Here is a 21335-nt window from a genome sequence, read left to right as displayed (position 1 = left end):
TCCTATTATTCGAACCCGATGAGGCATGACCATGGGTACCGTTTCAGAAACCAAGATTGATTATTCCGTCCATCCGCGCGTCAATTCCAATGATCCGGTTGCCCCACGGCCAAGACCTGCGGAACCAGCGCATATTATCAAAAGCGACGTCGAGGCCATTGAGATCGCAGAACGGCTTGCTGCACATTTCAAGGTCGATGCAGCCTTGCGCGATCGTGAGGGCCTGCTGCCGATCAACGAGCTGGATGAATATTCGCAAAGTGGTCTGTGGAGCATCAATGTACCGCGCGCCTATGGTGGACCTGAGGTGTCCTATGCGACGCTTGCCAAGGTGATTTCAATCATTGCCACTGCCGATCCGGCGATTGCGCAGATTACCCAGAACCATCTGGCCATTGTGGCAACGGTTGATCTTGATGGCACAGAAGAACAGAAAGAGCTGTTCTTTGGCTGGGCCCTGCAAGGGCTTCGTTACGGTAATGCTTTTTCGGAATTGAAAAGCAAAACGGTTGCCGATTTCGAGACCAAGGTGGTGCATGACGGTGATGATGTCATCGTTCATGGCGAGAAGTTTTACGCGACCGGTGCGCTGCTGTCGCATGTTGTGCCGATTGTTGGCGTCGATGAGGAGGGGCAGGGGTTCCTGGTGTTTGCTGAGCGCGATGCGCCGGGCCTGACCGTGACCAATAACTGGTCGAGTTTTGGCCAGCGTACGACGGCGTCCGGTTCAGTCAAGATCGAGAATGTGCGGGTGCCGAAGGTGCGTGCCGTCAAGGTGACCTCTTTCGATCATCCAACGGTTGGTGGCCCGGTATCGCAGATTATTCAGGCGGCAATTGATGTGGGTATTGCGCGGGGCGCCATTGAAGACACCATCACTTTCGTCAAGAAATTCAGCCGCCCTTGGATCGACAGCGGAAAGCAGAGCGCCAGCGAAGACCTGTTCACCATCGCTGCGATTGGTGATCTGAAGATCAAGCTGCATGCAGCCGAAGCATTGCTGGAAATTGCCGGCCGCAGCATAGACGCCGGGCGCGCCAACACCACACTGGAGACGGTTTCCGAAGCGACGATCAAGACCGGGGAGGCCAAGGTTCTGACAACAGAGATTGCCATTCTCGCCACCAACAAGCTGTTCGAACTAGCCGGCACGCGCTCGACATTGGCCGAACACGGGTTGGATCGCCATTGGCGCAACGCGCGTGTTCACACGCTGCATGATCCGGTGCGCTGGAAGTTCTACCATGTCGGCAATTATTATCTGAACGGCGAACATCCGCCACGCCATGCCTGGAACTGAGGTGTCGCCGATGACCACGACAGATCGTCAGCTTCATCGCCAGGCCGCGCTGACCAAGGGGCGCCCGGCACCGCATATCCCACCTCTGCGAACCCATGCGCACATCATCCGTGATGATGCCGAGGCCATTGTCGTGGCCCGCGAACTGGCGGCGGAATTCGCGGTCGGTGCCGCTGAGCGGGATCGGGAACGGCGTTTGCCAATTGCAGAAATCGAACGGTATTCGCAGAGTGGGCTCTGGGCAATTTCGGTGCCCAAGGACTATGGTGGTGCGGGTGTTTCTGCCGTTACGCTGGCCGAGGTGACGGCTATCATTTCTGCGGCGGACTCCTCGATTGGTCAGATTCCGCAAAACCATTTCTTCATGGTTGAAGCGTTGCGATTGTCTGGCTCTGAAGAGCAAAAACGGCACTATTTTCAGCGTGTGTTGAATGGTGAGCGCTTCGGCAATGCCTTCACGGAAATCGGCACCAAAACGCCGGTTGAATACAAGACGCATTTTGCTGAGAAGAACGGCAAGCTGGTGCTGAATGGACAGAAATTCTATTCCACCGGCTCACTTTTTGCTCACATTATCGTGGCGGTCGCCAAGGGGCCGAATGGCCGCATTCATATTGTTTTCATTGACCGTGCGACGCCCGGACTTGATCTGGTGGACGACTGGACGTCTTTCGGGCAGCGCTCCACCGGCAGTGGCACTGTGACATTCGACGATGTCGAGATTACACCGTCTGAGGTCGTTGATCATGATGACCCGTTTGACCGGCCAACGGCGATGGGGCCCTTTGCGCAGATCATCCACGCCGCCGTACAGGTTGGCATTGCGCGTGGTGCGCTCGCCGAAACCATTTCCTATGTTCGGGCACATTCGCGACCGTTTTTTGAGCTGACGATAGAGCACGGTTATGAGGACCCGCATACAATCCATGCGGTGGGGGATGTCACAATCCGCGTGCATGCGGCTGACGCATTGTTGGCACGGGCGGGGCGTTTTCTCGATGTTGCCACAGCCGATCCCAATGAGCGCACGGTTGCCGAGGCGTCGATTGCCGTTGCCGAGATCAAGGCGCTGGGCACCGATGTAGCGCAGCTTGCTGCAACAAAGCTGATTGAGCTTGGTGGTGCACGCTCAACACTGGAAAGTTACGGGCTGGATCGCTTCTGGCGCAATGCCAGAACCCATTCCCTGCATGATCCGGTTCGCTGGAAGTACCACCATATCGGCAATTTTTATCTGAATGACCAGTTGCCGCCGAGACATGGGGCTCTGTGATTTCAGAGCCATTTGTTCCGCCGGGTGCAGGGTTTCTCTGCGCCCGGCTTTTGCTTGACCACAGGAAACCAAGACATGAGTTATCTGCCTGATCCCAAACGTTATGATAATGCACAGTTTCGCCGTGTCGGGCGAAGCGGCCTGAAATTGCCTGCGCTTTCCTTTGGCCTGTGGCACAATTTCGGTGACACGACGACCATTGAGACGCAACGTTCCATCCTGTTCAAGGCGTTTGATCTGGGCATTACCCATTTCGACCTCGCCAATAATTATGGTCCGCCAGCGGGAAGTGCCGAGATCAATTTCGGGCGTATTCTGAAGCAAGATTTTCGCGGTTACCGCGATGAGCTGATTATCTCGACCAAAGCTGGTTGGGATATGTGGCCGGGACCCTATGGCCGTGGTGGCGGTTCGAAAAAAGCGCTGCTGTCGAGCCTCGATCAGAGCCTTTCGCGGCTTGGCGTCGACTATGTCGATATTTTCTATTCGCACCGCTATGACGCAGATACGCCGCTGGAAGAAACCGCGGATGCGCTGGCGCAGGCCGTGCGGCAGGGCAAGGCGCTTTATGTTGGTATCTCCTCTTACTCCGGTGCCAAGACCCGTGAGATCGCCGCGCATTTGCGTGACAGGCAGGTGCCGCTGCTGATCAACCAGCCGGCCTATAACCTGTTTAACCGGTGGGTTGAAAAGGACCTGCTGAATGCGGTCGAGGATGTCGGGGCTGGTATCATTGCCTTTACGCCGCTTGCGCAGGGTTTGCTGACCAACAAATATCTGAACGGCATTCCGCAGGATGCACGCGTGAACCGGCCGGGTGGTGATTTCCTTCGGCCGGAACATCTGAAGGAAGAAAACATCATTCGTGCCCGCGCACTGAACGAGATTGCCGCACGGCGCGGCCAGTCATTGGCGCAATTGGCCATTGCCTGGGTTCTGCGTGACACGCGTGTAACCTCTGCCCTGATTGGCGCAAGTTCGGCCAGGCAGATCGAGGAGAACGTGGCAGCCTTGAATAACCTTTCTTTCACAACAGAGGAGCTGGCGGAGATTGATCGTCATGCGGTCGAAGGTGGTATCAACCTTTGGGAAAAACCATCGCATGATGAAGCCGTCTGACCGGCACATATCGTGAGGATTACAAGATTACCCGGCGTGTTATCCGCCGGGTATTCTATTGAGGGGCACAGATGCTTTCGCGATGGACATGTCGTCTGGCCGGTGCCGGAAAGCCGGGCAGAAACTTGCCGACATCCGACGTTAAATGGCAAAGAAATCTATTTCCGATCCCGAATTGATAAATATTAAATCTATAAAATAAGTGTATTTATTTGAATAATGGACGTCATCCGGGGCCGCTGAAGGCCTTTTCGTTTCAAGGGGAACTCCATGACGTCAACTCTGCGTTTTCTGGCATTTACCGCTCTGTCCTCTTTGGCTTTGGTGCATTCGGCATCTGCGGAAGGCCTTACGGGCGCACCGGCTCCCTTCGACAAAGGTGGCGTGAAACTGGCCCTGATCAGCTACATCTCAGCCGGTGATTTTTTCCAGGCCTATCAGGCTGGCGCTGAAGCGCAGGCCAAGGCGCTTGGGGTTGATCTGCGTATCTTTCCTGGCCGCCAGAATGCCGCAGAACAACGCGAACAAATTCTTCAGGCCATCAATCTCGGCGTTCAGGGTATTGTGGTTGACCATGGTCTGCCGGAATCTTTGGGGGATGTCGTACAGCAGGCACTCGATAAGGGTATCAAGGTTGTTGCCTTTGACGTGAACCTCAACAATCCGAAAATTCCGCAGGTCGAGCAGTCCGACCACAAGCTGGCAGAGTTGGCGCTGGATCAGGCCATCAAGGATAATGGCACCAGCTTTAATGCAGGTTATGCCTATGTCGCCGGTTTTGCGCCGCTTGATCGTCGCAACGAGGTTTGGGACAAGGTGAAGGCGGCAAATGCCGGTATCGTGGAAAAGGCCCGTTTTGGCAATGTCAGCGATACAACGGCGACCTCAACGGCCGATCAGGCCAAGGCGGTGTTTCAGGCCAATCCCGATATTTCAGTTGTATTCGCATCCTATGACGAATTTGCACGCGGGGTGAAACTGGCTGCGGCCGATCTTGGCATCAGCGACAAGCTCAAGATCTATTCGGCGGATATTTCCACGGCCGATATTCAGGAAATCGTTGAAGAGGGCAGTCCTTGGGTAGCGACCGCCGCCACCAATCCGGCGGTTGTGGGTGCTGTCTCCATTCGCGCGGCAGCCCTGCAGATCGCCGGGGAAGAGGTTCCGCACCAGATTATCGTCGATCCTGTTTTGGTGACCCAGCAGCAATTGCGTGAGGCAGGTGTGACGACGATTGACGATCTGGCGGCTAAAATTGCGGCATTCTCTACCAGCACGGCGGCGACCGCCTCGTGGATTCCGTCTGCCGCTTTCTGAGCAACTTAACTCCCAAGCATGCTCTGCGCAGACAATCGAACGGAAGCATCGCGGCGGGTGCTTCCGTTTTCCATTTTGGTTGCTCTTTCAAATGAGGAATGCATATATAGCACTAATTTTATAGAATATATTTGCAGGAGACTGTCCGAGACGATCGTGTTGGAGTGTCCAAAATGAAGGAGGGCAAACCCTGTTATCTGGCTTTGCTAACACGATATCTGATCGGCTGGCACGCTTTCGCCAATCGTCGGATGCGCGTATTTTTAAACCTCGATTGCATGGCGCTATGCTGCGCTCCGCATATATCTTCCATAACTGTCGGAGCTTGTGATGCCTCAAAAGTCTCTTTGTCCGGTCATTGCGATTGTGGGTGGCGGTGTTACTGGGGCTGCACTGGCAATCCATCTTGCCCGGCGTTATCCCGGTATTGGCACTGTCCGCATGGTGGTCTTTGAGCCGCGTGAAAAGCTGGGTGCGGGCCTGGCCTACAGCACACATGAACCGGCACACCGCATCAATGTACCTGCCGGCAAGATGACGCTTTACCCTGACGATCCAGAGAGTTTTCTGCGGTTTGCAACAAACAGGAACATTCTGACAGAGGATGCGGATGCGTTTGGCTCGGATGGATTACCCTATTTGCAGCGCGCGTCGTTCGGCGATTACGTGTCGTCTGAAATCCAGCCCTATCTTGATCAGGGTGTTGTCGAACATCGTCAAACGAGTGTCACCGGCGTCGGGAAATCCGGGACGAAGTGGCTGTTGAAAGCCGAAGATGGCAGCGTGCTGCTGGCTGACGCCGTTGCAATTGCGGTTAGCCATCCGGCACCGGCACTGCCAGCCGCATTGGCCGCCTTTAGGGATCATCCAAAACTGATTGCCGATGTGACGCAGCCTGATGCGCTTCAACCGATCGAGCCGGACGACCGCGTGCTTGTCATCGGCAATGGCTTGACCTCGGCCGATGTCGTCGCGACCCTGAAAGATAAAGGGCACCACGGAACGATTGTTTCAATCTCGCGGCGCGGATTGCGCTCGCGTGGCCATGCGTCAACCGCTCAAGAAGCGTTTGGCGATTTTGTCTCCAGACCCAGTGTCCGCGCGTCTGAACTGGTGCATCGGATCCGCGACACGATCAGGCAGGCGGAGAAGGCGGGATTCCGTTGGCATGCGGTCATCGATGCCATCCGCGCACAGGGGCAAAAAATCTGGCAGGCTTTGCCAACCAAGGAGAGGCGTCGCATTGTGCGGCTGGCCCGTCCATATTGGGATGTTCACCGTTTTCGCATCGCGCCGCAGGTCGAGAAAGTGCTGGACGAAGCAGTTGCTGCCGGCCAGCTGTCGATAAAAGCAGCTTCCCTTCAAGGCGTTACGTCCGAGGATTCGGGCTTCCGTGTGTCTCTGACAGAGAAGGTCACAGGCGAAGTGGCCGATTATCTTTTCGATGCGATCGCGGTGACCACCGGCCCCGCGCACGGCGAGGTCCTACATTCAATCCCATTCCTCGCCGCCCTGCAACGGGACGGTCTGATCTCATCTTGTGCCACCGGCCTTGGTATTGCCTGTGATGCGGCGTCCATCGCGATTGATGAAACGGGCAGGGCGGTGCCGGGACTGTACATTGCCGGGCCATTGGCGCGCGGTACATTTGGAGAGCTGATGGGGCTGCCGCAGGTGACGGACCATGCAATTTTTGTTGCCGGCCAGCTGTCGTCCTATCTCAATCTCGACAAACAAGAGCAGTCTTTGAGCAGCACCGGCTGACCAGGATTGACAGCCTATTGGTGGGTAATAAAGGCGGGCAGGGCCAGCTTCCTTCAGTCCGTGATTTTGAAGATGGAATTTCATCGCTTTGAACCTGCCGTGAGATAATCTTCATCAACGGTGGGTTCTTTGGAATAGTATTTCTTATAAAATCTATGGATATAATTATTGTTGAGGCGAATGAAGGGACAATATCGAAATGGACTGGAAAAGTTCAGTTCGGCCCTTCTCCGCGGAGGTGCTGACTGTCTGGCAAGCCGTGAATGATGTGTCCGATGGGGCTTTCGTGGTCCTGTCTTCAAACAGGACTTGAGCAATGGCAAAACCGCAGCAACCACTCGATTTTCTCTGGTTTATTCCATCTTCCGGTGATGGCGCCTATCTGGGGTCGGATGATTTGGCGCGGCAGTCAGATCCCGGTTACTTCCGCGAGATTGCCCGGGCTGTTGATCGTCTGGGCTATTCCGGCGTGCTTATTCCGACCGGTGTTGCCTGTGAGGAATCCTTCATTCTCGCTGCCGATCTGGCGGCGCATACGGAACAGCTAAAGTTCCTCGTTGCCATTCGTCCGGGAACGGCGTCGCCTGCCTACTACGCACGATTGGCCTCAACGCTTGACCGGGTTTCCAACGGAAGGCTGTTGTTGAACATTGTCGTCGGTGGCAGCGCGCAGGAACTGGCTGGAGACGGTATTTTTTTAGCACATGATGAGCGCTACGATCATGCCGGTGAGTTTTTTCAGGTGTTTAATGACCTGATTGAAACCGGCAAGGCGCATCTTGATGGCCGGTATATTCAGGCCCATCACGCTCAACTGGGCTTGCCACCGGTGCAGCAGCCACGTCCACCAATCTATTTTGGCGGATCCTCGGATGCTGCAATCGATTTTTCCGCCGGCATTATCGATAAGTACCTGACATGGGGTGAACCACCTCATCTGGTGGAGGAAAAAATTGCCAAGGTGCGCAAGGCTGCGGCGGCGCAAAATCGCGATGTCAGCTTTGGCATCCGACTGCACTTCATCGTGCGTGAAACCGATGAAGAGGCGTGGGAGGCTGCGGATCGTCTGATTTCGAAACTGTCCGACGACACCATTGCCGCAGCGCAGGAGGTGTTTGCCAAAAATTCCGATTCCGTCGGGCAGGCGCGCATGGTGGCACTACATAATGGTCGCCGTGACAAGCTTGAGGTGTCGCCAAATCTTTGGGCCGGTATCGGTCTTGTGCGCTCCGGTGCCGGAACAGCGCTTGTCGGTTCGCCCAAAACCATCGCTGCCCGACTTCGGGAATACCAGGATCTCGGCATCGATACTGTCATCGCCTCTGGTTACCCGCATCTTGAGGAAGCTTACCGGGTCTCTGAATTGCTGTTTCCAGAAATCGGCCTTGGCGGACCGCGCAACCAGATTCGCTCGTCGTTTGGCGAACACCGTGTTTTCGGCGGCGGTGGCCACGGCGGCAACGTGAAAATCGTCTCCGGTTCCTGAGACGAAGCACCGTTTAAAATGCCTTGCCCGGTTTCCTGTTCACATCAGGCTACCGGGCATGGGTAATTTTGATTAAATCTCTCGAATAGATTGTGCGCGCTCTGTTGCCTTAAGCGCGGTTTTTGCCCATATCTATCGCCGCGATGTGATTGTGAAAGAGCGGTTGATGCTGACGAAAAAAGGGAAATACGGCTTGAAGGCCATGGTTGATCTGGCCGGGCTTGCTGAGGGGCAGACAGCATTTGTCAATGAGATTGCCAGCCGTAACAACATACCTAAAAAATTCCTCGATACGATTCTTCTGGAACTGAGAAATGCAGGCATGCTGCGTTCAAAGAAAGGTCCAGGCGGTGGATATTCCCTGTCCAAACCAGCTTCCGAGATTTTGATTGGCCAAGTGGTGCGTACCCTTGATGGGCCGCTGGCCCCGATCCGTTGCGCAAGCAAGACGGCGTTTGAGCCATGCGAGGACTGTGAAGATCCAGAGCACTGTCAGGTGCGCCGGTCCATGGGCCGAGTGCGCGATGCTATGGCAGAAGTTCTTGATAACACGACATTGGAGCAGTTTGCTGCCGACACCGGCAAGGGTGTCGACGATGCCGCATACGCTTGAGATTTAACCTGCAAGGTTAAATCGGGACGATGTTTCCATACTGGCCATTGTGATAAACCAATGGCTCTCCTTGGCCAGTCACCAAAGCGACCACACGTCCGATAACGATAGCGTGGGTATGTCGTTCAATTACATCTTCGACGGCACAGTCGATGGAGGCAAGTGCGCCTTCCAGTACGGCCGCGCCACTTTCGAGCGTCGACCAGCTGGCGTTGCTGTATCGCTGCACGCCCTTGAGGCCGCCAACACCAGCAAAGCGGCTGGCAATATCCTGCTGCTGCGCCGAGAGAATGTTCACACAGAAATGGTTGAACCGGCTGATAACCGGCCAGATGGACGATGAGCGATTGATGCTGATTAGCATCGATGCTGGATCCATGGAAAGGGCTGTGGCCGAGGTCACGGTTGCGCCATTGCGCTGATCTCCAGATCCCGCAGTGATAACGGAAACGCCCCCGGCAAAATTGCGCATGGCAGACTTTAGCTGGTCGGGGTGGGTAAGCTGTGTTTCCAGCGGATTATGAAGATATGTCACGGTCGCAGTCATATAGGTCTCCAAGGCTGGTGAAGATGCCCTTGCAATTTTGCAAATATACCATCGCGGATCAGGACTGATGAGCGACAGAATTTCATTGTTGACCAATATTATAGAAAATATTGTCAGTCGACCCGCTTCGACGCTGTGTTGAGATTGTGGATTTCAAATTCTCGAAATGAAATTCCATGCTTTAGAACTTTTTCGGAAATCCTCATCTAGAATATGGATTTTTCCCATAACTATCGGATGTTTTTTCTCCTTCTATTTGGCATCTTGGCATGTGGTGCCTTTAGTCTACTAAATTTATGTATAATTTTGATTGCATGATTTTTCGACGAAGGAGTTCGGAAGTGGGCATTTTTCGCCGTGTTGCAAAATTGATCAGAACGCAGAACGAACTTGAGGACCGCTTGCTTTTGCATGATGCCCGTCATTGCTTCGGTGATTACGAAATCGACGACGGAACCGGTTTCGAGTTGCGCAGCAGAATGCGCGAAGTGGGCAAAGAACTGCGGCTGTTGGGCGAGCACTGAGATGAAGATCTGTTGTCACCTTGTTGATTAAGAGGACGCCATGCGCACGCTTATTCTTCCCGGACTGAATGGATCTGATGAAGGGCATTGGCAGTGGTACTGGCAGAAGGACCATTCTGACGCGAGCATCGTCGTGCAGGATGATTGGTCCAAACCCAGCCTTGATTGCTGGGTGGCGAATGTCGAAGAAGCGCTGGAGCGCGAGGGCGAGGCCTATATTGTGGCGCATAGTCTCGGGTGTCTGGTGGTTGCCAAACTGGCGGCCCGCGCCTCTGCCAATCGTGTCAAGGCGGCGCTGCTTGTTGCGCCCTGCGACCCCGAGTTGACCGATGAATTGCATCCTGGCGCGATTTCTTTTGGACGGCTGGATGACGGGCGTCTGCCGTTTCCGAACATCGTGGTTGGCAGCCTTAATGACCATTACATGCCGATAGATCGGCTGACATCGGTTGGTGAAAAATGGCAGGCCAATATTCTCAATCTGGGGATGGCCGGTCACATCAATATCGCAAGCGGATTTGGCCGGTGGTCCAGTGGTTACAGCCTGCTGGATGGCCTAGCCAGCAAGGTCAAAGCACAGAAACGCAGATATGCCGATCTGGATTTTGATGAGCCCCAGGTGCAACGCTGTTGATGCCGGTGGAACATGTATCTCTGAAAGTCGTTTAGCAACAATGAGATGGAGGATCTCAATGAGCCATGACAATTTACAGGTTATCTATGATTACCCCAGTAAAACGGTGTTGCTGCAACTGGGGCATCGCAGCCATGTCTTGAAAAACCTCTCCAGCCGGGATGCCGCAGAAAAGGCCGCCCGCGATTATGCCGGTCAGTTCTGGCCCGCAGTGCACGCGCCACAAGGCGACCAGTTTTTTACGACCCACACGGTTTCATAAAGGAGCTATCCGTCTATAGTGTTTTTGCCTGTCACCAAGATCCAAGGAAGATTGCGCATATTTTCAACCAATATGCACTCAACGGAGGAGAATGTTATGACATCCAAACTACCGGAGCTTTTTAACGGCCACGCCCCAATCGACCTGCATTATCTGTTCTGGGAAGCCGTTTTGAAATTTGAAGAGTGGGAGCCTTATGATGGCCAACCCCTCGTAGCCTTCGAAAACTCTCACATTCCGATTTCCGATGTCTTCAACGCCATGCGTACCTGCACTGATATCGTGCCGGCTGCGCTGGTTGGCTCGGTTGTCGCACGTCTGAACAAACCGTGGGTGGGTCATGGACCACTGGGTGAAATGAGCTTTTCGACAGCGGCGCGCATCATGAGCTTGCTGATCAGAAAGCGCAGATTGAACCCGGCCTTTGCGCCTGCATTTGACACCGCCTATGCCGCTGACTGGAACCGTTCGCGGCATTCCTATAACGGCAGTCTGAGATAGTTATGCCACTGTCGCAGTAAGGTCTGCGAACACCGTTCTGTACAATTGACATCGTGACTTCCTTGGATTGCCCCCGATACCAGACCGGTGTCGGGGGCAGCATTTTGAGGTGGGGTCAATAGTTTGCCAAAACGCGATGTCCAAATTTCCGATTGGAAAACTTGATTGCCGGCTCGCGTTGATTTGCCATTTGATTTCGTTTTGTCGAGTGGCTGGCACTCGGAATAATGTGATCTTCTCTGATCGAAAAAATGGCAATTACATTCCTGATGTGAGCGGAAAATAGGCATGTGGTGCCTCGAATATAAAAACTATTGAATTAGTGTATATTTCGGCATCAGTTCGTCGGGGGACACCAAGATCTGATCGCCTGATTGAAGCATCAGGAGTATTTGAACAATGAGATTTAAAGGATATCTCGGCGGCTTTCTCAAGTCGGCGATCGCCGGGACTTTGTTGACCAGTCTGGCTCTTTCAAATGTTGCACAAGCCGGCCCAACGCTGGACAAGATAACGCAACGCGGCTCCATCAAGGTTGGTGTTGGGACGACACCAGGTTTCTTTGCGCCTGACAGCAGCGGCAAATGGCAGGGGCTGTTTGCAGATTACGGCCGTGCTCTTTCTATCGCTGTTTTCGGCACACCTGATAAGGCAGAGTTCACCAACTCTTCTCCGCAGCAGCGTCTGCCAGCCCTTCAAAGCGGCGAATTCGACATTCTGTTGTCGGGGGTGACGGTTACTATCACCCGGGCGCTGAAGCTTGGTTTCCACTTTGGTCCTACGGTGTTTTATGACGGTCAGGGCATTCTGGTCCGCAAAGACCTCGGTGTGACAACAGCTGCCGAACTCGACGGCGCAACGATTGGAGCTCAGAGCGGCACGACAGGTGAGTTGAACGTTGCCGACTTCTTCCGCAAGACGGGCAAGAAGTTCACGCCAGTGACGATTGAAGATACCGGACAGTTCATCGCGGCGCTTGAATCTGGTCGCGTGGATGCAATCACCCAAGATTCGTCCGACCTTGTCGGCAAGCGTACACAGCTGAAAAAGCCGGATGATTACATCATCCTGCCAGAGCGCCTGTCCAAGGAGCCACTTGCACCTGCAGTTGCCGGCGGTGACGACCGTTGGCTGGAAATCGTTACCTGGACTGTCAATGCGACCATCCAGGCGGAAGAGTGGGGCATTACCTCGCAAAATGTCGATGAGTTCCTGAAGTCGGAAGACCCTGCCATCCAGCGTTTCCTTGGTGTTGATCCAGCCCTTGGCGAAGCGATCGGTCTTGATCCGAAGTGGGCTTACAACATCATCAAGACTGTCGGCAATTACGGTGAAATCTTCGACCGTAACCTGAAGCCGCTCGGTTGGGATCGTGGTTACAACCGTCTGTGGACGGATGGTGGTCTCCTCTATTCTCCGCCATTCCGCTAAGCAGTCGGGGCATATCAATAATGCCGGTAAATCCAGCGCCGGGCCCTCAAAGGCCCGGCATCTTTCGCAAGGCCTTGATGTGGTGGGGCACTCGTCCGCTGCTTCAGGTTTTCATCATCGGTTTTCTTGTCGTTTCGCTGTATTTTCTCGCGGTCAACGTGATCGAGAGCATGCGCCGTATTGGCGTGACGCCAGGGTTCGACTTCTTGAACCGGGCGGCCAATTTCGAGATTGGCGAAAGCTCAATCCCGTTTCAGGCCGGTGATACCTACATCCGTGCCATTATCGTCGGTTTGCTGAACACGCTGAAAGTCTCAGTGCTGGGATGTGTTCTTGCGACTGTACTTGGGGTCGCGGTCGGCGTGGCCGGGCTTTCGCGCAATCTGCTGCTGGCAACTGCGGTGCGCTGGTATGTCGAGATTATTCGCAACACGCCACTGCTTCTGCAACTGTTCTTCTGGATCTCGCTGACAAGTGCCTTTCCGGCGCCGCGACAGGCCAGCGCGTTTCTGGGGTCGATCTATTTTACCAATCGCGGTGTGTTTATCCCCGGTGGTTCGATTGACGGTTTGAGTGTCAGCGGCAGCACGGTGTTTGCCGGTGCAATCGCGACCTTCGCCGCCATCCTATTTATCCTCAAGCGTAGCAGGGCTTTAAACATTACCAGCACGGCCTTGAGCTTCACGGCTGTGGTCGTGGTTGTTGCGGCCGGACTGTCGTTCGGCGGGGCACAGCTGAATGTTGATATTCCAGAATTGACCGGGTTCAACATTCGTGGTGGCTCGAGCCTGTCTCCGGAGTTTGCGGCGTTGTTGACCGGGCTCGTCGTGAAGTTTTCCGCGGCCATTGCCGAGATTGTTCGGGCGGGCATTCAGTCCGTCAACAATGGTCAGTGGGAGGCTGCACGGTCGCTCGGGTTGCATCCGGGACAGATCATGCGGCTTGTTGTGTTACCACAAGCCTTGCGGGTGATCACGCCGCTAACGACGTCAAGTTATCTCGACTTGACCAAGGATTCGAGCCTTGCGGTGGCCATCGGTTATCCGGAGCTGGTCAGCGTCATCAACACCACGGCCAATACAACGGGCCAGTCGCTTGAAGCGCTGATGATCCTGATCGGCACCTATCTGGTCATCAACCTCTCGGTTTCGGTGTTGATGAACGAATATAACAGGCGTGTTGCCTTGCGGGGGAATGGCCGATGACGGTGAATGTTGTGCCCAGCCATCGCGGCAAATTACGCATCCTGTTGTCGGGATTGAGGGCAGGGTTGTTCGGTACGGTGACCAATAGTTTGATCACTCTGTTGACCTCAGCCGCACTCGTCTGGACCCTGCCGCCGCTTATTCGCTGGGGCATTCTCGATGCCACGTGGAGTGGCGCGTCGGCCGATTGCGCGGCGCGTGGTGGTGCCTGCTGGGCGTTTATCAGCGCCAAACTGCAATTCATTCTGTTTGCTTTTTACCCCGCTGAGTTTTTGTGGCGGCCGGCTCTGGTTGTGCTGTTACTGGTGTTGTTGCTGTTTGCAACGGCAATGCCGCGCTTCTGGAGAAAGGAAACCCTGCTCGCCTGGCCGCTGATTATTCTGGCCAGCTGGTTTCTGATGGCCGGCAGTTTTTTTGATGGGCCTGTCCCTTCCAACCAATGGGGTGGATTGCCCGTTACGCTGTTTGTCTGGGCTGGCTGTTTTGCTGCCGCGACACCGCTTGCCATTCTGTTGGCGCTGGCGCGTCGCTCCAAGCTGGGTGGCCTGCGCACATTTTCGATCCTCTATATCGAGTTGATGCGTGGCACACCGATGGTCGCCATTCTCTACGTGGCGATGCTGATCCTGCCGATGGCGTTACCCGACGGCCAGTTTTTCGACAAGATGATCAGAGCGATGATCATGGTCACGCTGTTTTGGGCAGCCTATATCGCCGAGGTCGTGCGTGCCGGACTACAGGCCATTCCCAAAGGGCAGGAGGAAGCCGCTACCGCCCTTGGTATAGGTTACTGGCGCACAATGCAGCTGATCGTGCTGCCGCAGGCATTGCGGATCGTTATTCCCGGCATGGTCAATCTGGCGATCGGTTTCCTGCTCGCCACGTCCTTGCTGGCTGTGATCGGTATCTTCGATATTCTCAACGCTGCTCGGGCATCTGCAACTGACCCCAGCTGGCTTGGGTTTTATAACGAAGCCTATATTTCCGTTGCCTTCATCTATTTCGTGATCTGCTTTGGTGCCTCACGTTACAGCCTGTGGCTGGAAGGCAGGTTGCGCGGCCATCACAATAAATAAGGTCGCATAAAAAGGTCCGCGTGCTGGTACTCGCGGACCTTTCTTTAGAACACTATGCTCTGTGCTTACAGGCTTACGGTTATGCCGCCATCAACATAGAGAATGTGGCCGTTGACGAAAGACGATGCGCCTGACGCGAGGAAGATGCAGGCGCCAACCAGTTCTTCCACCTTGCCCCAGCGACCAGCTGGCGTGCGCTTCTGCAACCATTCGGTAAAGGCCGGATCCTTGACCAATGCGTCATTGAGAGGTGTTTCGAAATAGCCGGGTGCGATGGCGTTGCATTGCAGGCCGTGTTTCGCCCAGTCGGTTGCCATTCCCTTGGTTAGATTGCCGACAGCACCCTTGGTCGCGGTGTAAGGCGCAATGCCTGGACGCGCCAATGCGGTCTGAACACTGGCGATATTGATGATCTTGCCAGCGCCACGACCAATCATGTGACGGGCAACGGCCTGGCCAACATTAAACACCGACGAGATATTGGTGCGCAGCAGACGCTCAAAGGCATCGGCAGGGAAATCTTCCAGCGGGGTGCGGTGCTGCATGCCAGCATTGTTGACGAGGATGTCGATGGCGCCCTTGTCGTTTTCATAGGCGTCGATGGCTTCGCGGGCAGCGGCATGGTCGGTCACGTCGAAGGCGAGGTAGTCGACATGACCAAGCTCTTGTGCCGCAGCTTTCAGCTTCTCGGGGTCGCGCCCATTGATGACGACGTCAGCACCGGCATCCTTCAGACCCTTTGCCAGTGCAAAGCCAATGCCCTGCGAGGAGCCGGTAACAAGGGCGCGACGGCCGGTCAGGTCAAATATCTGGATGCTCATGGTTTTCTCCCGGTCTTGAAATAAGTCGTACTTTTCGACTGTCTGTTTTCAAGCACAGGGGATGGGCAGGGACAAGTCGTGCCGCTGTTAAAAACAGCATGAAAGGTCATTTCTTCCCCCTGTAGTCCAGAGGCGAATGCGTGGCTGGGATAGACGCCAGTTTTCAGGTTATGGGGCTTCCGGTGCACGCAGTGGATATTGATGGCGTGGTGGTATCAGGTGGTGAACCACGGCGATGACCACAAGCAAGGCGCTACCAGCCAGAACGACCAGAAACAGATCCTGTCCTTCAAGGTGTGAGCCGTACGCCACAAGCGGTACGGCGCCGGCCGGTGGATGGGTAACGCGCAGCAGCAGCATTCCGGCGATAGAAAGTCCAACCGCAATTGCCGAAGCCCACCAGATGCCAGGCAGGAACTGCAAGGCAAGGCTGCCGACCAGGGCTGCCAGCAAATAACCACCGATGACATTTGCCGGTTGCGCAAGCGGGCTTTTGGGCTGGCCGAACAGCAAAACCGCTGTCGCTCCAAAAGGCGCGATCAATAATGGAATGCCTGTCTCCACCGTCAAGCCACCCACGGCCAGCATGGCGGCAATGGCACCAATCCCCGATTTAAGGTGATGATGCGCCTGTCCTTTAGGCTCATGGCGGTGGATGTAATGCCGCAAGTGGCGTCGCATGAAATTTTTCCGGCTTAAAATTATGCAATTGCCGTTTAATAAACCGAAGACTGCATGTTTTCCAAGCAAAGTCTTTATGAAACTCGTCCGTTTCTGCGAATATATTTGCGCCTGTGGCGATCGCCCTTACCCACGATAGAGGCTTGAGACAGATGCGGTCCGTCGCTGTGGCTGAAATAAAAAGACGCGGGGAGACTATGTTCTCCCCGCGCCCTGTTTTGACGTTTGATATTTTTAGTCTTCGTTGGCAGCGAGCTGCGACAGGACCTGTCCACGGCCGCGGATACGCATGATCAGCGGGATGATGAAGGCGGCTGCGGCAACAATGAACAGACCAACGGCAATCGGCGACGTGAACAGCACGACAGGATCACCCTGGCCGATGGCCAGTGCACGACGCAATTGCTGTTCGGCCAATGGCCCAAGGATCAGGCCAACGACAGCAGGTGCGATCGGATAACCGAAGATGCGCATGATGTAGCCAAGAATACCGAAGCCGAGCAGCATGCCCAGTTCGAACACCGAAGGGTTCGCACCAATTGTGCCAAGCGTCGCAAACAGCAAGATGCCAGCATAAAGCCATGGCTTTGGAATGGTCAGCAGCTTAACCCAAAGGCCAATCAGCGGCAGGTTGAGAACCAGCAACATGAAGTTGGCAATGAACAAGCTGGCAATCAGACCCCAGACAAGCTGCGGGTTGGTGGCAAACAGCAGCGGGCCGGGTTGCAGGCCGTATTGCTGGAAGCCGGCCAGCATGATGGCGGCGGTCGCCGTGGTCGGCAGGCCAAGCGTCAGCAGTGGTACCAGTGTACCGGCGGCAGATGCGTTGTTGGCAGCTTCCGGACCGGCAACGCCTTCAATCGCGCCATGGCCAAATTCTTCTGGATGTTTTGAAAGCTTCTTTTCCGTGGCGTAGGACAGGAACGTGCCGATTTCGGCACCACCGGCAGGCATGGCACCAATCGGAAAGCCAATCAACGTGCCGCGCAGCCATGCTTTCCACGAGCGAGCCCAATCCTGCGCACTCATCCAGACAGAGCCTTTCACAGCTTCGATCTTGTCCGGGCCGCTTTGTCCCTGTGCGACGATGAACAGCGTCTCGCCAATCGCGAACATGGCAACGGCGAGCGTTGTGACTTCGACACCATCGAGCAGATCTGGAACACCGAAGCTCATACGGGCCTGACCGGTCAACTGGTCGATACCGACAATGGCAAGGGCAAAGCCGATGAACAGCGAGGTAAGGCCGCGCAGTGCAGAATCACCAAAGGCGGAAGACACGGTCACAAATGCCAGAACCATCAGCGCGAAATATTCGCGTGGTCCAAACACCAGTGCCAGCTTGACGATATAGGGTGCAATGAAGGCTAGGGCGATCGTGGCAATGAGGCCAGCCACGAAGGAGCCGATGGCGGCGGTGGCAAGAGCCGGTCCACCACGCCCCGCTCGGGCCATCTTGTTGCCTTCCAGCGCCGTCACAATGGACGCACTTTCACCGGGTGTGTTGAGAAGGATGGAGGTGGTCGAACCACCATACATGCCGCCGTAGTAGATACCGGCGAACATGATCAGCGATCCGGCAGGATCAAGCTTGTAAGTGACCGGCAGCAGCAATGCGACAGTAAGCGCCGGGCCAATGCCTGGAAGAACGCCGACAGCCGTGCCAAGCGTTACGCCGATCAATGCATAAAGCAGGTTCATCGGCTGCATTGCGACCTCTAGGCCGTGAAGCAGAAATTCAAATGTATTCATGGACGAATGTCCCCCTGTCGGGTGGAGTGTTACCAACCGCTTGCACAAAAGCGATTGTCACTCCCTGTTTTTCAATCAAGAAAAGAAGGCCGGTTCCGTTTAGAAGAACAGGCGTTCCAAAGGCCCAGCTGGCAACGAAAGCTGCAGGAACTGCGCAAAAATCACCCAGACTACGAAGCTGATGGCGATGCCGACGGGAATGGAATACCAAAGCTGCCGTTTGCCGAAGGCACGGGCGGTGAAGGCAAACAGAATGCCTGTTGCGATGGAAAAACCGGCTGTTTTCAGCAGCAGCATCTGCCCGGCCAAACCAGCGATAACCCAGATGACGGCGCTTGTTTCCTGCTTGTCCCGCTTGGGAAACTCACCACGCAGAGCTTCCACGACTGTCCAGATGGCAAGGCCGACAAGACAGAATGCGATGGCGTAAGGTACGGTGGCTGGACCAACAGGCGAATAACCGGACACGCCTGCAAGGCGTGTAGAGTCCATGAAGATTACAGCAGCGATGGCAACGAGTGCAGCGGCTATAACCAGCGCCGCCCGGTCAGGGCGGCGCTTTTGAGAGTTGGATGAGTCAGAACCCATGCTCATTTTACAAGTCCGATGTCTTTGAGAATAGCCTGAGTGGATTCAACATCCTTGTCGAGCTGTGCCTTGAAAGCATCGCCAGCAAGGTATGTGTCCTGCCAGCCCTTGGTCTTCAGGGTGTCCTGCCAGCTCTTGGACTTCACCAGCTTTTCAACGTCGGCATTGATTGCTGCTTCCTGATCTGCAGACAGGCCAGGAGCCGCTGCGACCATGCGCCAGTTTTCAACCACGACATCAAGGCCGCTTTCTTTCAGGGTTGGTCCGTCAACGCCTTCGATGCGCTCTGCGCTCGACACGGCCAGAAGGCGAAGTGTGCCAGCCTTGACCTGGCTTTCAAATTCCCCGTAGCCGGAAATGCCAGCTGTCACCTGCGAACCGAGGATGGAAGCGAGTGCTTCACCGCCGCCGGAGTAGGCGATGTAGTTGATCTTGGTTGGATCAACGCCAGCAGCCTTGGCAATCAGGCCAACTGCGATGTGGTCGGTACCACCAGCTGAACCGCCACCCCAGGAAACGCTGCCTGGATCTTTCTTGAGCTGCTCGATGAGGTCACCCATGGTCTGCAGCGGAGAAGAGGCCGGAACGACAACGGCTTCATATTCGCCGGTCAGACGGGCAATCGGTGTCACGTCCTTCAATGTCACTGGCGAATTGTTGGTCAGGATGGCGCCGACCATCACGTAACCGCCAACGATCAGAGCGTTCGGGTTACCCTTCTGCTGGCTTGCAAACTGGGCAAGACCGATGGTGCCACCGGCGCCTGGTACGTTCTGTACCTGTACGCTCTTGGAGATGCCTTCATCCTGCAGCGAGGTCTGCAACGAACGCGCGGTCTGGTCCCAACCGCCGCCTGGGTTTGCTGGTGCAATGATGGTGTAATCGGCTGCTGCGGCAGGAAGAGCCAAAGCACCGGCGATAATGGAAGCAAGTACGAAATGTTTCAAAAGCGAACCCTCCTTGATAGCCCATCGGGCTTCGTTGTTTTGGCGGAAGGAGAACGCGGGCAAATGTAGACTCGCTGCCATCACAGGGCAGTTTGTTCATTCGCGATAGATATTTCCTCCCGCATCTTCGTTAAGCCGCCTCCACGGCCGAAGAGTAGAAGCAGAGCACCATAGAAAGCTGACATTTAACTGACGCAATCCCCGGCTTTGCCAATTTAACATTCATTAATTTTTGGATGACGTCCAGTTTTTAGCTGATAACCGGCTTTAGCGGGTGTTTATTGCAGGCGCAAGGCCTCGTTCCAGCGGGCAATCAGCCGATTGCGCTTTACCTGATCGAGATAAACCATCAGGCCAAGGCTGACAGGAACTGGCAAAAGCTGGGCGCCATGAATGGCCTGCATAGTGTTGGCGGTATTGTCTCCGGCGACATCCGGATTGACGGCCGGAATTTGCAATCTCGTTGACAGGATTGTCTGGCCTTCCCGTGACATGAAATATTCCAGATATTTACGGCCCAGTTCCGGGGAGTTTGCGGCCTGTGGCACAAGGCCGATGCGTGACATCACCACCGTGTAATCCTTGGGCAGGACAATGCCGACATCCGGGTGACGGGATGCCCAGTCGGCGGCGTAGGAGCCGAGAATATTGTAACCCAGCACGAATCGCCCATCGGCAATGCGCTCCAGAATGGCGGAGCTGTTGGAGTAGAGTTTTACGCCGGCTGCCCCCATGTGTTGGATGACGGACCAGATATCGGCAAATTGTTCCTGATCCCGCGACATGAACAGGAAACCGACGCCGGAACGTTCAATGTCATAGGTGGCGATGCGGCCGTGCACGTCCTTGGCATGGTGCTCAAGATAATCGACAAATTCGGCGCGGGTGGCTGGTGGTTTTTCGGTGGTGAAACTCGGCTTGTGATAGACAAAAACTGCCGGTTCAAAGGTCAGGGCATAGGCGGTATTGCGCCAGTTGGCCCAACTTGGCCATTTTGCGCTGAGTGGCAGGTCGCTGCGTTGCGCATAACCGTCATTGCTCAGTTTGACCTGCAAATCCATGGCTGAGGAAAAGGCGAAGTCGGCGGTTTTCTGTCCGGCATCGGTTTCCTTGACGATGCGGTCATAGATCTCACCGGTCAGCAAATCCTCATAGGACACCGTCACATCCGGGTTCTGTCTCTGGAATCCTTCGATCATCGGTGCAGCCAATGGCTCATCCAATGAGGAATAAACGATCAATACCGGTGCATCCGGATTGCCGGATGGTGCCGGAAACACGGTTGGTTTGGCCAGAGCAGGTGCTGCGAAAGAGAGACCCAGACAGAGACAGAGAAGAATACGCATGAAAATATCATGCCGCACCAGCTTTGCGTGCACAAGCGTCTGCCCCTGTGATTGCCGCACGACTGACGGACCGATGTCACGCGTAGACGCTCTAACTCCTTGAAACTGTGCATCATGCCCAAACGAAATTCGATTCCGATTTTCAAAT

Annotated in this window: 21 protein-coding genes; 14 read left to right on the top strand and 7 right to left on the bottom strand. The window is 55.0% G+C overall.

Going from position 1 to position 21335, the window contains the following annotated elements; genetic code table 11:
• The first annotated feature begins 31 nt into the window (after positions 1-31).
• From HGO37_RS03605 to HGO37_RS03575, 7 genes are all read left to right on the top strand, one after another.
• On the top strand, positions 32-1300 hold the full coding sequence (locus HGO37_RS03605; RefSeq protein WP_250982157.1) for an SfnB family sulfur acquisition oxidoreductase: 1269 nt from the start codon (positions 32-34) through the stop codon (positions 1298-1300).
• 10 nt (positions 1301-1310) lie between these two features.
• A complete protein-coding gene (locus HGO37_RS03600; protein WP_250982156.1) occupies positions 1311-2573 on the top strand; it encodes an SfnB family sulfur acquisition oxidoreductase in 1263 nt (420 codons plus the stop codon).
• 75 nt (positions 2574-2648) lie between these two features.
• Complete coding sequence (mgrA, locus tag HGO37_RS03595; protein WP_250982155.1) at positions 2649-3692, top strand: L-glyceraldehyde 3-phosphate reductase; 1044 nt, start codon at positions 2649-2651, stop codon at positions 3690-3692.
• Between the two features lie 270 nt (positions 3693-3962).
• Complete coding sequence (locus HGO37_RS03590; protein ID WP_250982154.1) at positions 3963-5009, top strand: substrate-binding domain-containing protein; 1047 nt, start codon at positions 3963-3965, stop codon at positions 5007-5009.
• A 330-nt stretch (positions 5010-5339) separates the two neighbouring features.
• Positions 5340-6773 carry an FAD/NAD(P)-binding protein gene (locus HGO37_RS03585; RefSeq protein ID WP_250982153.1) on the top strand — a complete coding sequence of 478 codons (1434 nt, stop codon included), beginning with the start codon at positions 5340-5342 and terminating at the stop codon, positions 6771-6773.
• 316 nt (positions 6774-7089) lie between these two features.
• Positions 7090-8259: an FMNH2-dependent alkanesulfonate monooxygenase gene (gene ssuD, locus HGO37_RS03580; RefSeq protein WP_250982152.1), complete on the top strand. Its 1170-nt coding sequence runs from the start codon at positions 7090-7092 to the stop codon at positions 8257-8259.
• 166 nt (positions 8260-8425) lie between these two features.
• Positions 8426-8872 (top strand): RrF2 family transcriptional regulator, encoded by a 447-nt coding sequence (locus tag HGO37_RS03575; RefSeq protein ID WP_192488178.1) that lies wholly within the window; start codon positions 8426-8428, stop codon positions 8870-8872.
• Between the two features lie 16 nt (positions 8873-8888).
• Here the strand turns inward: HGO37_RS03575 and HGO37_RS03570 are convergent, their stop codons facing one another.
• Positions 8889-9419, bottom strand: coding sequence for a flavin reductase family protein (locus HGO37_RS03570; RefSeq protein ID WP_250982151.1), 531 nt, complete (start codon positions 9417-9419; stop codon positions 8889-8891).
• Between the two features lie 341 nt (positions 9420-9760).
• Between HGO37_RS03570 and HGO37_RS03565 the strand changes: the two genes are divergently transcribed.
• The 7 genes from HGO37_RS03565 to HGO37_RS03535 all read left to right on the top strand — a co-directional run bounded on the left by HGO37_RS03565 (position 9761) and on the right by HGO37_RS03535 (position 15052).
• Positions 9761-9943 carry a hypothetical protein gene (locus HGO37_RS03565; RefSeq protein WP_250982424.1) on the top strand — a complete coding sequence of 61 codons (183 nt, stop codon included), beginning with the start codon at positions 9761-9763 and terminating at the stop codon, positions 9941-9943.
• A 40-nt stretch (positions 9944-9983) separates the two neighbouring features.
• Positions 9984-10577, top strand: coding sequence for an RBBP9/YdeN family alpha/beta hydrolase (locus tag HGO37_RS03560; RefSeq protein ID WP_250982150.1), 594 nt, complete (start codon positions 9984-9986; stop codon positions 10575-10577).
• Positions 10578-10635: 58 nt separating this feature from the next.
• Complete coding sequence (locus HGO37_RS03555) at positions 10636-10839, top strand: hypothetical protein (protein WP_250982149.1); 204 nt, start codon at positions 10636-10638, stop codon at positions 10837-10839.
• 96 nt (positions 10840-10935) lie between these two features.
• On the top strand, positions 10936-11340 hold the full coding sequence (locus HGO37_RS03550) for a BRA0787 family protein (RefSeq protein WP_250982148.1): 405 nt from the start codon (positions 10936-10938) through the stop codon (positions 11338-11340).
• A 399-nt stretch (positions 11341-11739) separates the two neighbouring features.
• Positions 11740-12771 (top strand): amino acid ABC transporter substrate-binding protein, encoded by a 1032-nt coding sequence (locus tag HGO37_RS03545; protein WP_250982147.1) that lies wholly within the window; start codon positions 11740-11742, stop codon positions 12769-12771.
• A 20-nt stretch (positions 12772-12791) separates the two neighbouring features.
• A complete protein-coding gene (locus tag HGO37_RS03540) occupies positions 12792-13976 on the top strand; it encodes an amino acid ABC transporter permease (RefSeq protein ID WP_250982146.1) in 1185 nt (394 codons plus the stop codon).
• The gene (locus HGO37_RS03535; protein WP_250982145.1) at positions 13973-15052 is read left to right on the top strand and encodes an amino acid ABC transporter permease; all 1080 of its coding nucleotides are present in this window, start codon (positions 13973-13975) and stop codon (positions 15050-15052) included. Before HGO37_RS03540 ends, HGO37_RS03535 begins: the two co-directional genes overlap by 4 nt.
• Before the next feature lie 65 nt (positions 15053-15117).
• Here HGO37_RS03535 and HGO37_RS03530 read toward each other — a convergent pair whose 3' ends face one another.
• The 6 genes from HGO37_RS03530 to HGO37_RS03505 all read right to left on the bottom strand — a co-directional run bounded on the left by HGO37_RS03530 (position 15118) and on the right by HGO37_RS03505 (position 21187).
• Positions 15118-15873 (bottom strand): SDR family oxidoreductase, encoded by a 756-nt coding sequence (locus tag HGO37_RS03530; RefSeq protein WP_250982144.1) that lies wholly within the window; start codon positions 15871-15873, stop codon positions 15118-15120.
• 168 nt (positions 15874-16041) lie between these two features.
• The gene (locus HGO37_RS03525) at positions 16042-16554 is read right to left on the bottom strand and encodes an HPP family protein (protein WP_250982143.1); all 513 of its coding nucleotides are present in this window, start codon (positions 16552-16554) and stop codon (positions 16042-16044) included.
• A 234-nt stretch (positions 16555-16788) separates the two neighbouring features.
• Complete coding sequence (locus HGO37_RS03520; protein ID WP_192488189.1) at positions 16789-18306, bottom strand: tripartite tricarboxylate transporter permease; 1518 nt, start codon at positions 18304-18306, stop codon at positions 16789-16791.
• A gap of 99 nt (positions 18307-18405) precedes the next feature.
• On the bottom strand, positions 18406-18900 hold the full coding sequence (locus tag HGO37_RS03515) for a tripartite tricarboxylate transporter TctB family protein (RefSeq protein WP_250982142.1): 495 nt from the start codon (positions 18898-18900) through the stop codon (positions 18406-18408).
• Entirely contained in the window at positions 18897-19841 is a 945-nt protein-coding gene (locus tag HGO37_RS03510; RefSeq protein ID WP_250982141.1) for a Bug family tripartite tricarboxylate transporter substrate binding protein, read from the bottom strand. Before HGO37_RS03510 ends, HGO37_RS03515 begins: the two co-directional genes overlap by 4 nt.
• Before the next feature lie 278 nt (positions 19842-20119).
• Positions 20120-21187, bottom strand: a complete 1068-nt coding sequence (locus HGO37_RS03505; protein ID WP_250982140.1) for an ABC transporter substrate-binding protein — start codon at positions 21185-21187, stop codon at positions 20120-20122.
• Positions 21188-21335: the final 148 nt, after the last annotated feature.

The sequence above is a fragment of the Rhizobium sp. CG4 genome, assembly GCF_023701965.1.
Taxonomy (GTDB): domain Bacteria; phylum Pseudomonadota; class Alphaproteobacteria; order Rhizobiales; family Rhizobiaceae; genus Agrobacterium.
Note: the sequence above shows the minus strand (reverse complement) of the source record. Positions and strands in the feature narration are given on the sequence as shown.

What these genes read in the sequence shown, in the direction of transcription:
- HGO37_RS03605 (WP_250982157.1), top strand. Translation starts at nt 32, where the DNA reads ATGGGTACCGTTTCAGAAACCAAGATTGATTATTCCGTCCATCCGCGC.
- HGO37_RS03600 (WP_250982156.1), top strand. Translation starts at nt 1,311, where the DNA reads ATGACCACGACAGATCGTCAGCTTCATCGCCAGGCCGCGCTGACCAAG.
- mgrA (WP_250982155.1), top strand. Translation starts at nt 2,649, where the DNA reads ATGAGTTATCTGCCTGATCCCAAACGTTATGATAATGCACAGTTTCGC.
- HGO37_RS03590 (WP_250982154.1), top strand. Translation starts at nt 3,963, where the DNA reads ATGACGTCAACTCTGCGTTTTCTGGCATTTACCGCTCTGTCCTCTTTG.
- HGO37_RS03585 (WP_250982153.1), top strand. Translation starts at nt 5,340, where the DNA reads ATGCCTCAAAAGTCTCTTTGTCCGGTCATTGCGATTGTGGGTGGCGGT.
- ssuD (WP_250982152.1), top strand. Translation starts at nt 7,090, where the DNA reads ATGGCAAAACCGCAGCAACCACTCGATTTTCTCTGGTTTATTCCATCT.
- HGO37_RS03575 (WP_192488178.1), top strand. Translation starts at nt 8,426, where the DNA reads ATGCTGACGAAAAAAGGGAAATACGGCTTGAAGGCCATGGTTGATCTG.
- HGO37_RS03570 (WP_250982151.1), bottom strand. Translation starts at nt 9,419, where the DNA reads ATGACTGCGACCGTGACATATCTTCATAATCCGCTGGAAACACAGCTT.
- HGO37_RS03560 (WP_250982150.1), top strand. Translation starts at nt 9,984, where the DNA reads ATGCGCACGCTTATTCTTCCCGGACTGAATGGATCTGATGAAGGGCAT.
- HGO37_RS03555 (WP_250982149.1), top strand. Translation starts at nt 10,636, where the DNA reads ATGAGCCATGACAATTTACAGGTTATCTATGATTACCCCAGTAAAACG.
- HGO37_RS03550 (WP_250982148.1), top strand. Translation starts at nt 10,936, where the DNA reads ATGACATCCAAACTACCGGAGCTTTTTAACGGCCACGCCCCAATCGAC.
- HGO37_RS03545 (WP_250982147.1), top strand. Translation starts at nt 11,740, where the DNA reads ATGAGATTTAAAGGATATCTCGGCGGCTTTCTCAAGTCGGCGATCGCC.
- HGO37_RS03540 (WP_250982146.1), top strand. Translation starts at nt 12,792, where the DNA reads ATGCCGGTAAATCCAGCGCCGGGCCCTCAAAGGCCCGGCATCTTTCGC.
- HGO37_RS03535 (WP_250982145.1), top strand. Translation starts at nt 13,973, where the DNA reads ATGACGGTGAATGTTGTGCCCAGCCATCGCGGCAAATTACGCATCCTG.
- HGO37_RS03530 (WP_250982144.1), bottom strand. Translation starts at nt 15,873, where the DNA reads ATGAGCATCCAGATATTTGACCTGACCGGCCGTCGCGCCCTTGTTACC.
- HGO37_RS03525 (WP_250982143.1), bottom strand. Translation starts at nt 16,554, where the DNA reads ATGCGACGCCACTTGCGGCATTACATCCACCGCCATGAGCCTAAAGGA.
- HGO37_RS03520 (WP_192488189.1), bottom strand. Translation starts at nt 18,306, where the DNA reads ATGAATACATTTGAATTTCTGCTTCACGGCCTAGAGGTCGCAATGCAG.
- HGO37_RS03515 (WP_250982142.1), bottom strand. Translation starts at nt 18,900, where the DNA reads ATGAGCATGGGTTCTGACTCATCCAACTCTCAAAAGCGCCGCCCTGAC.
- HGO37_RS03505 (WP_250982140.1), bottom strand. Translation starts at nt 21,187, where the DNA reads ATGCGTATTCTTCTCTGTCTCTGTCTGGGTCTCTCTTTCGCAGCACCT.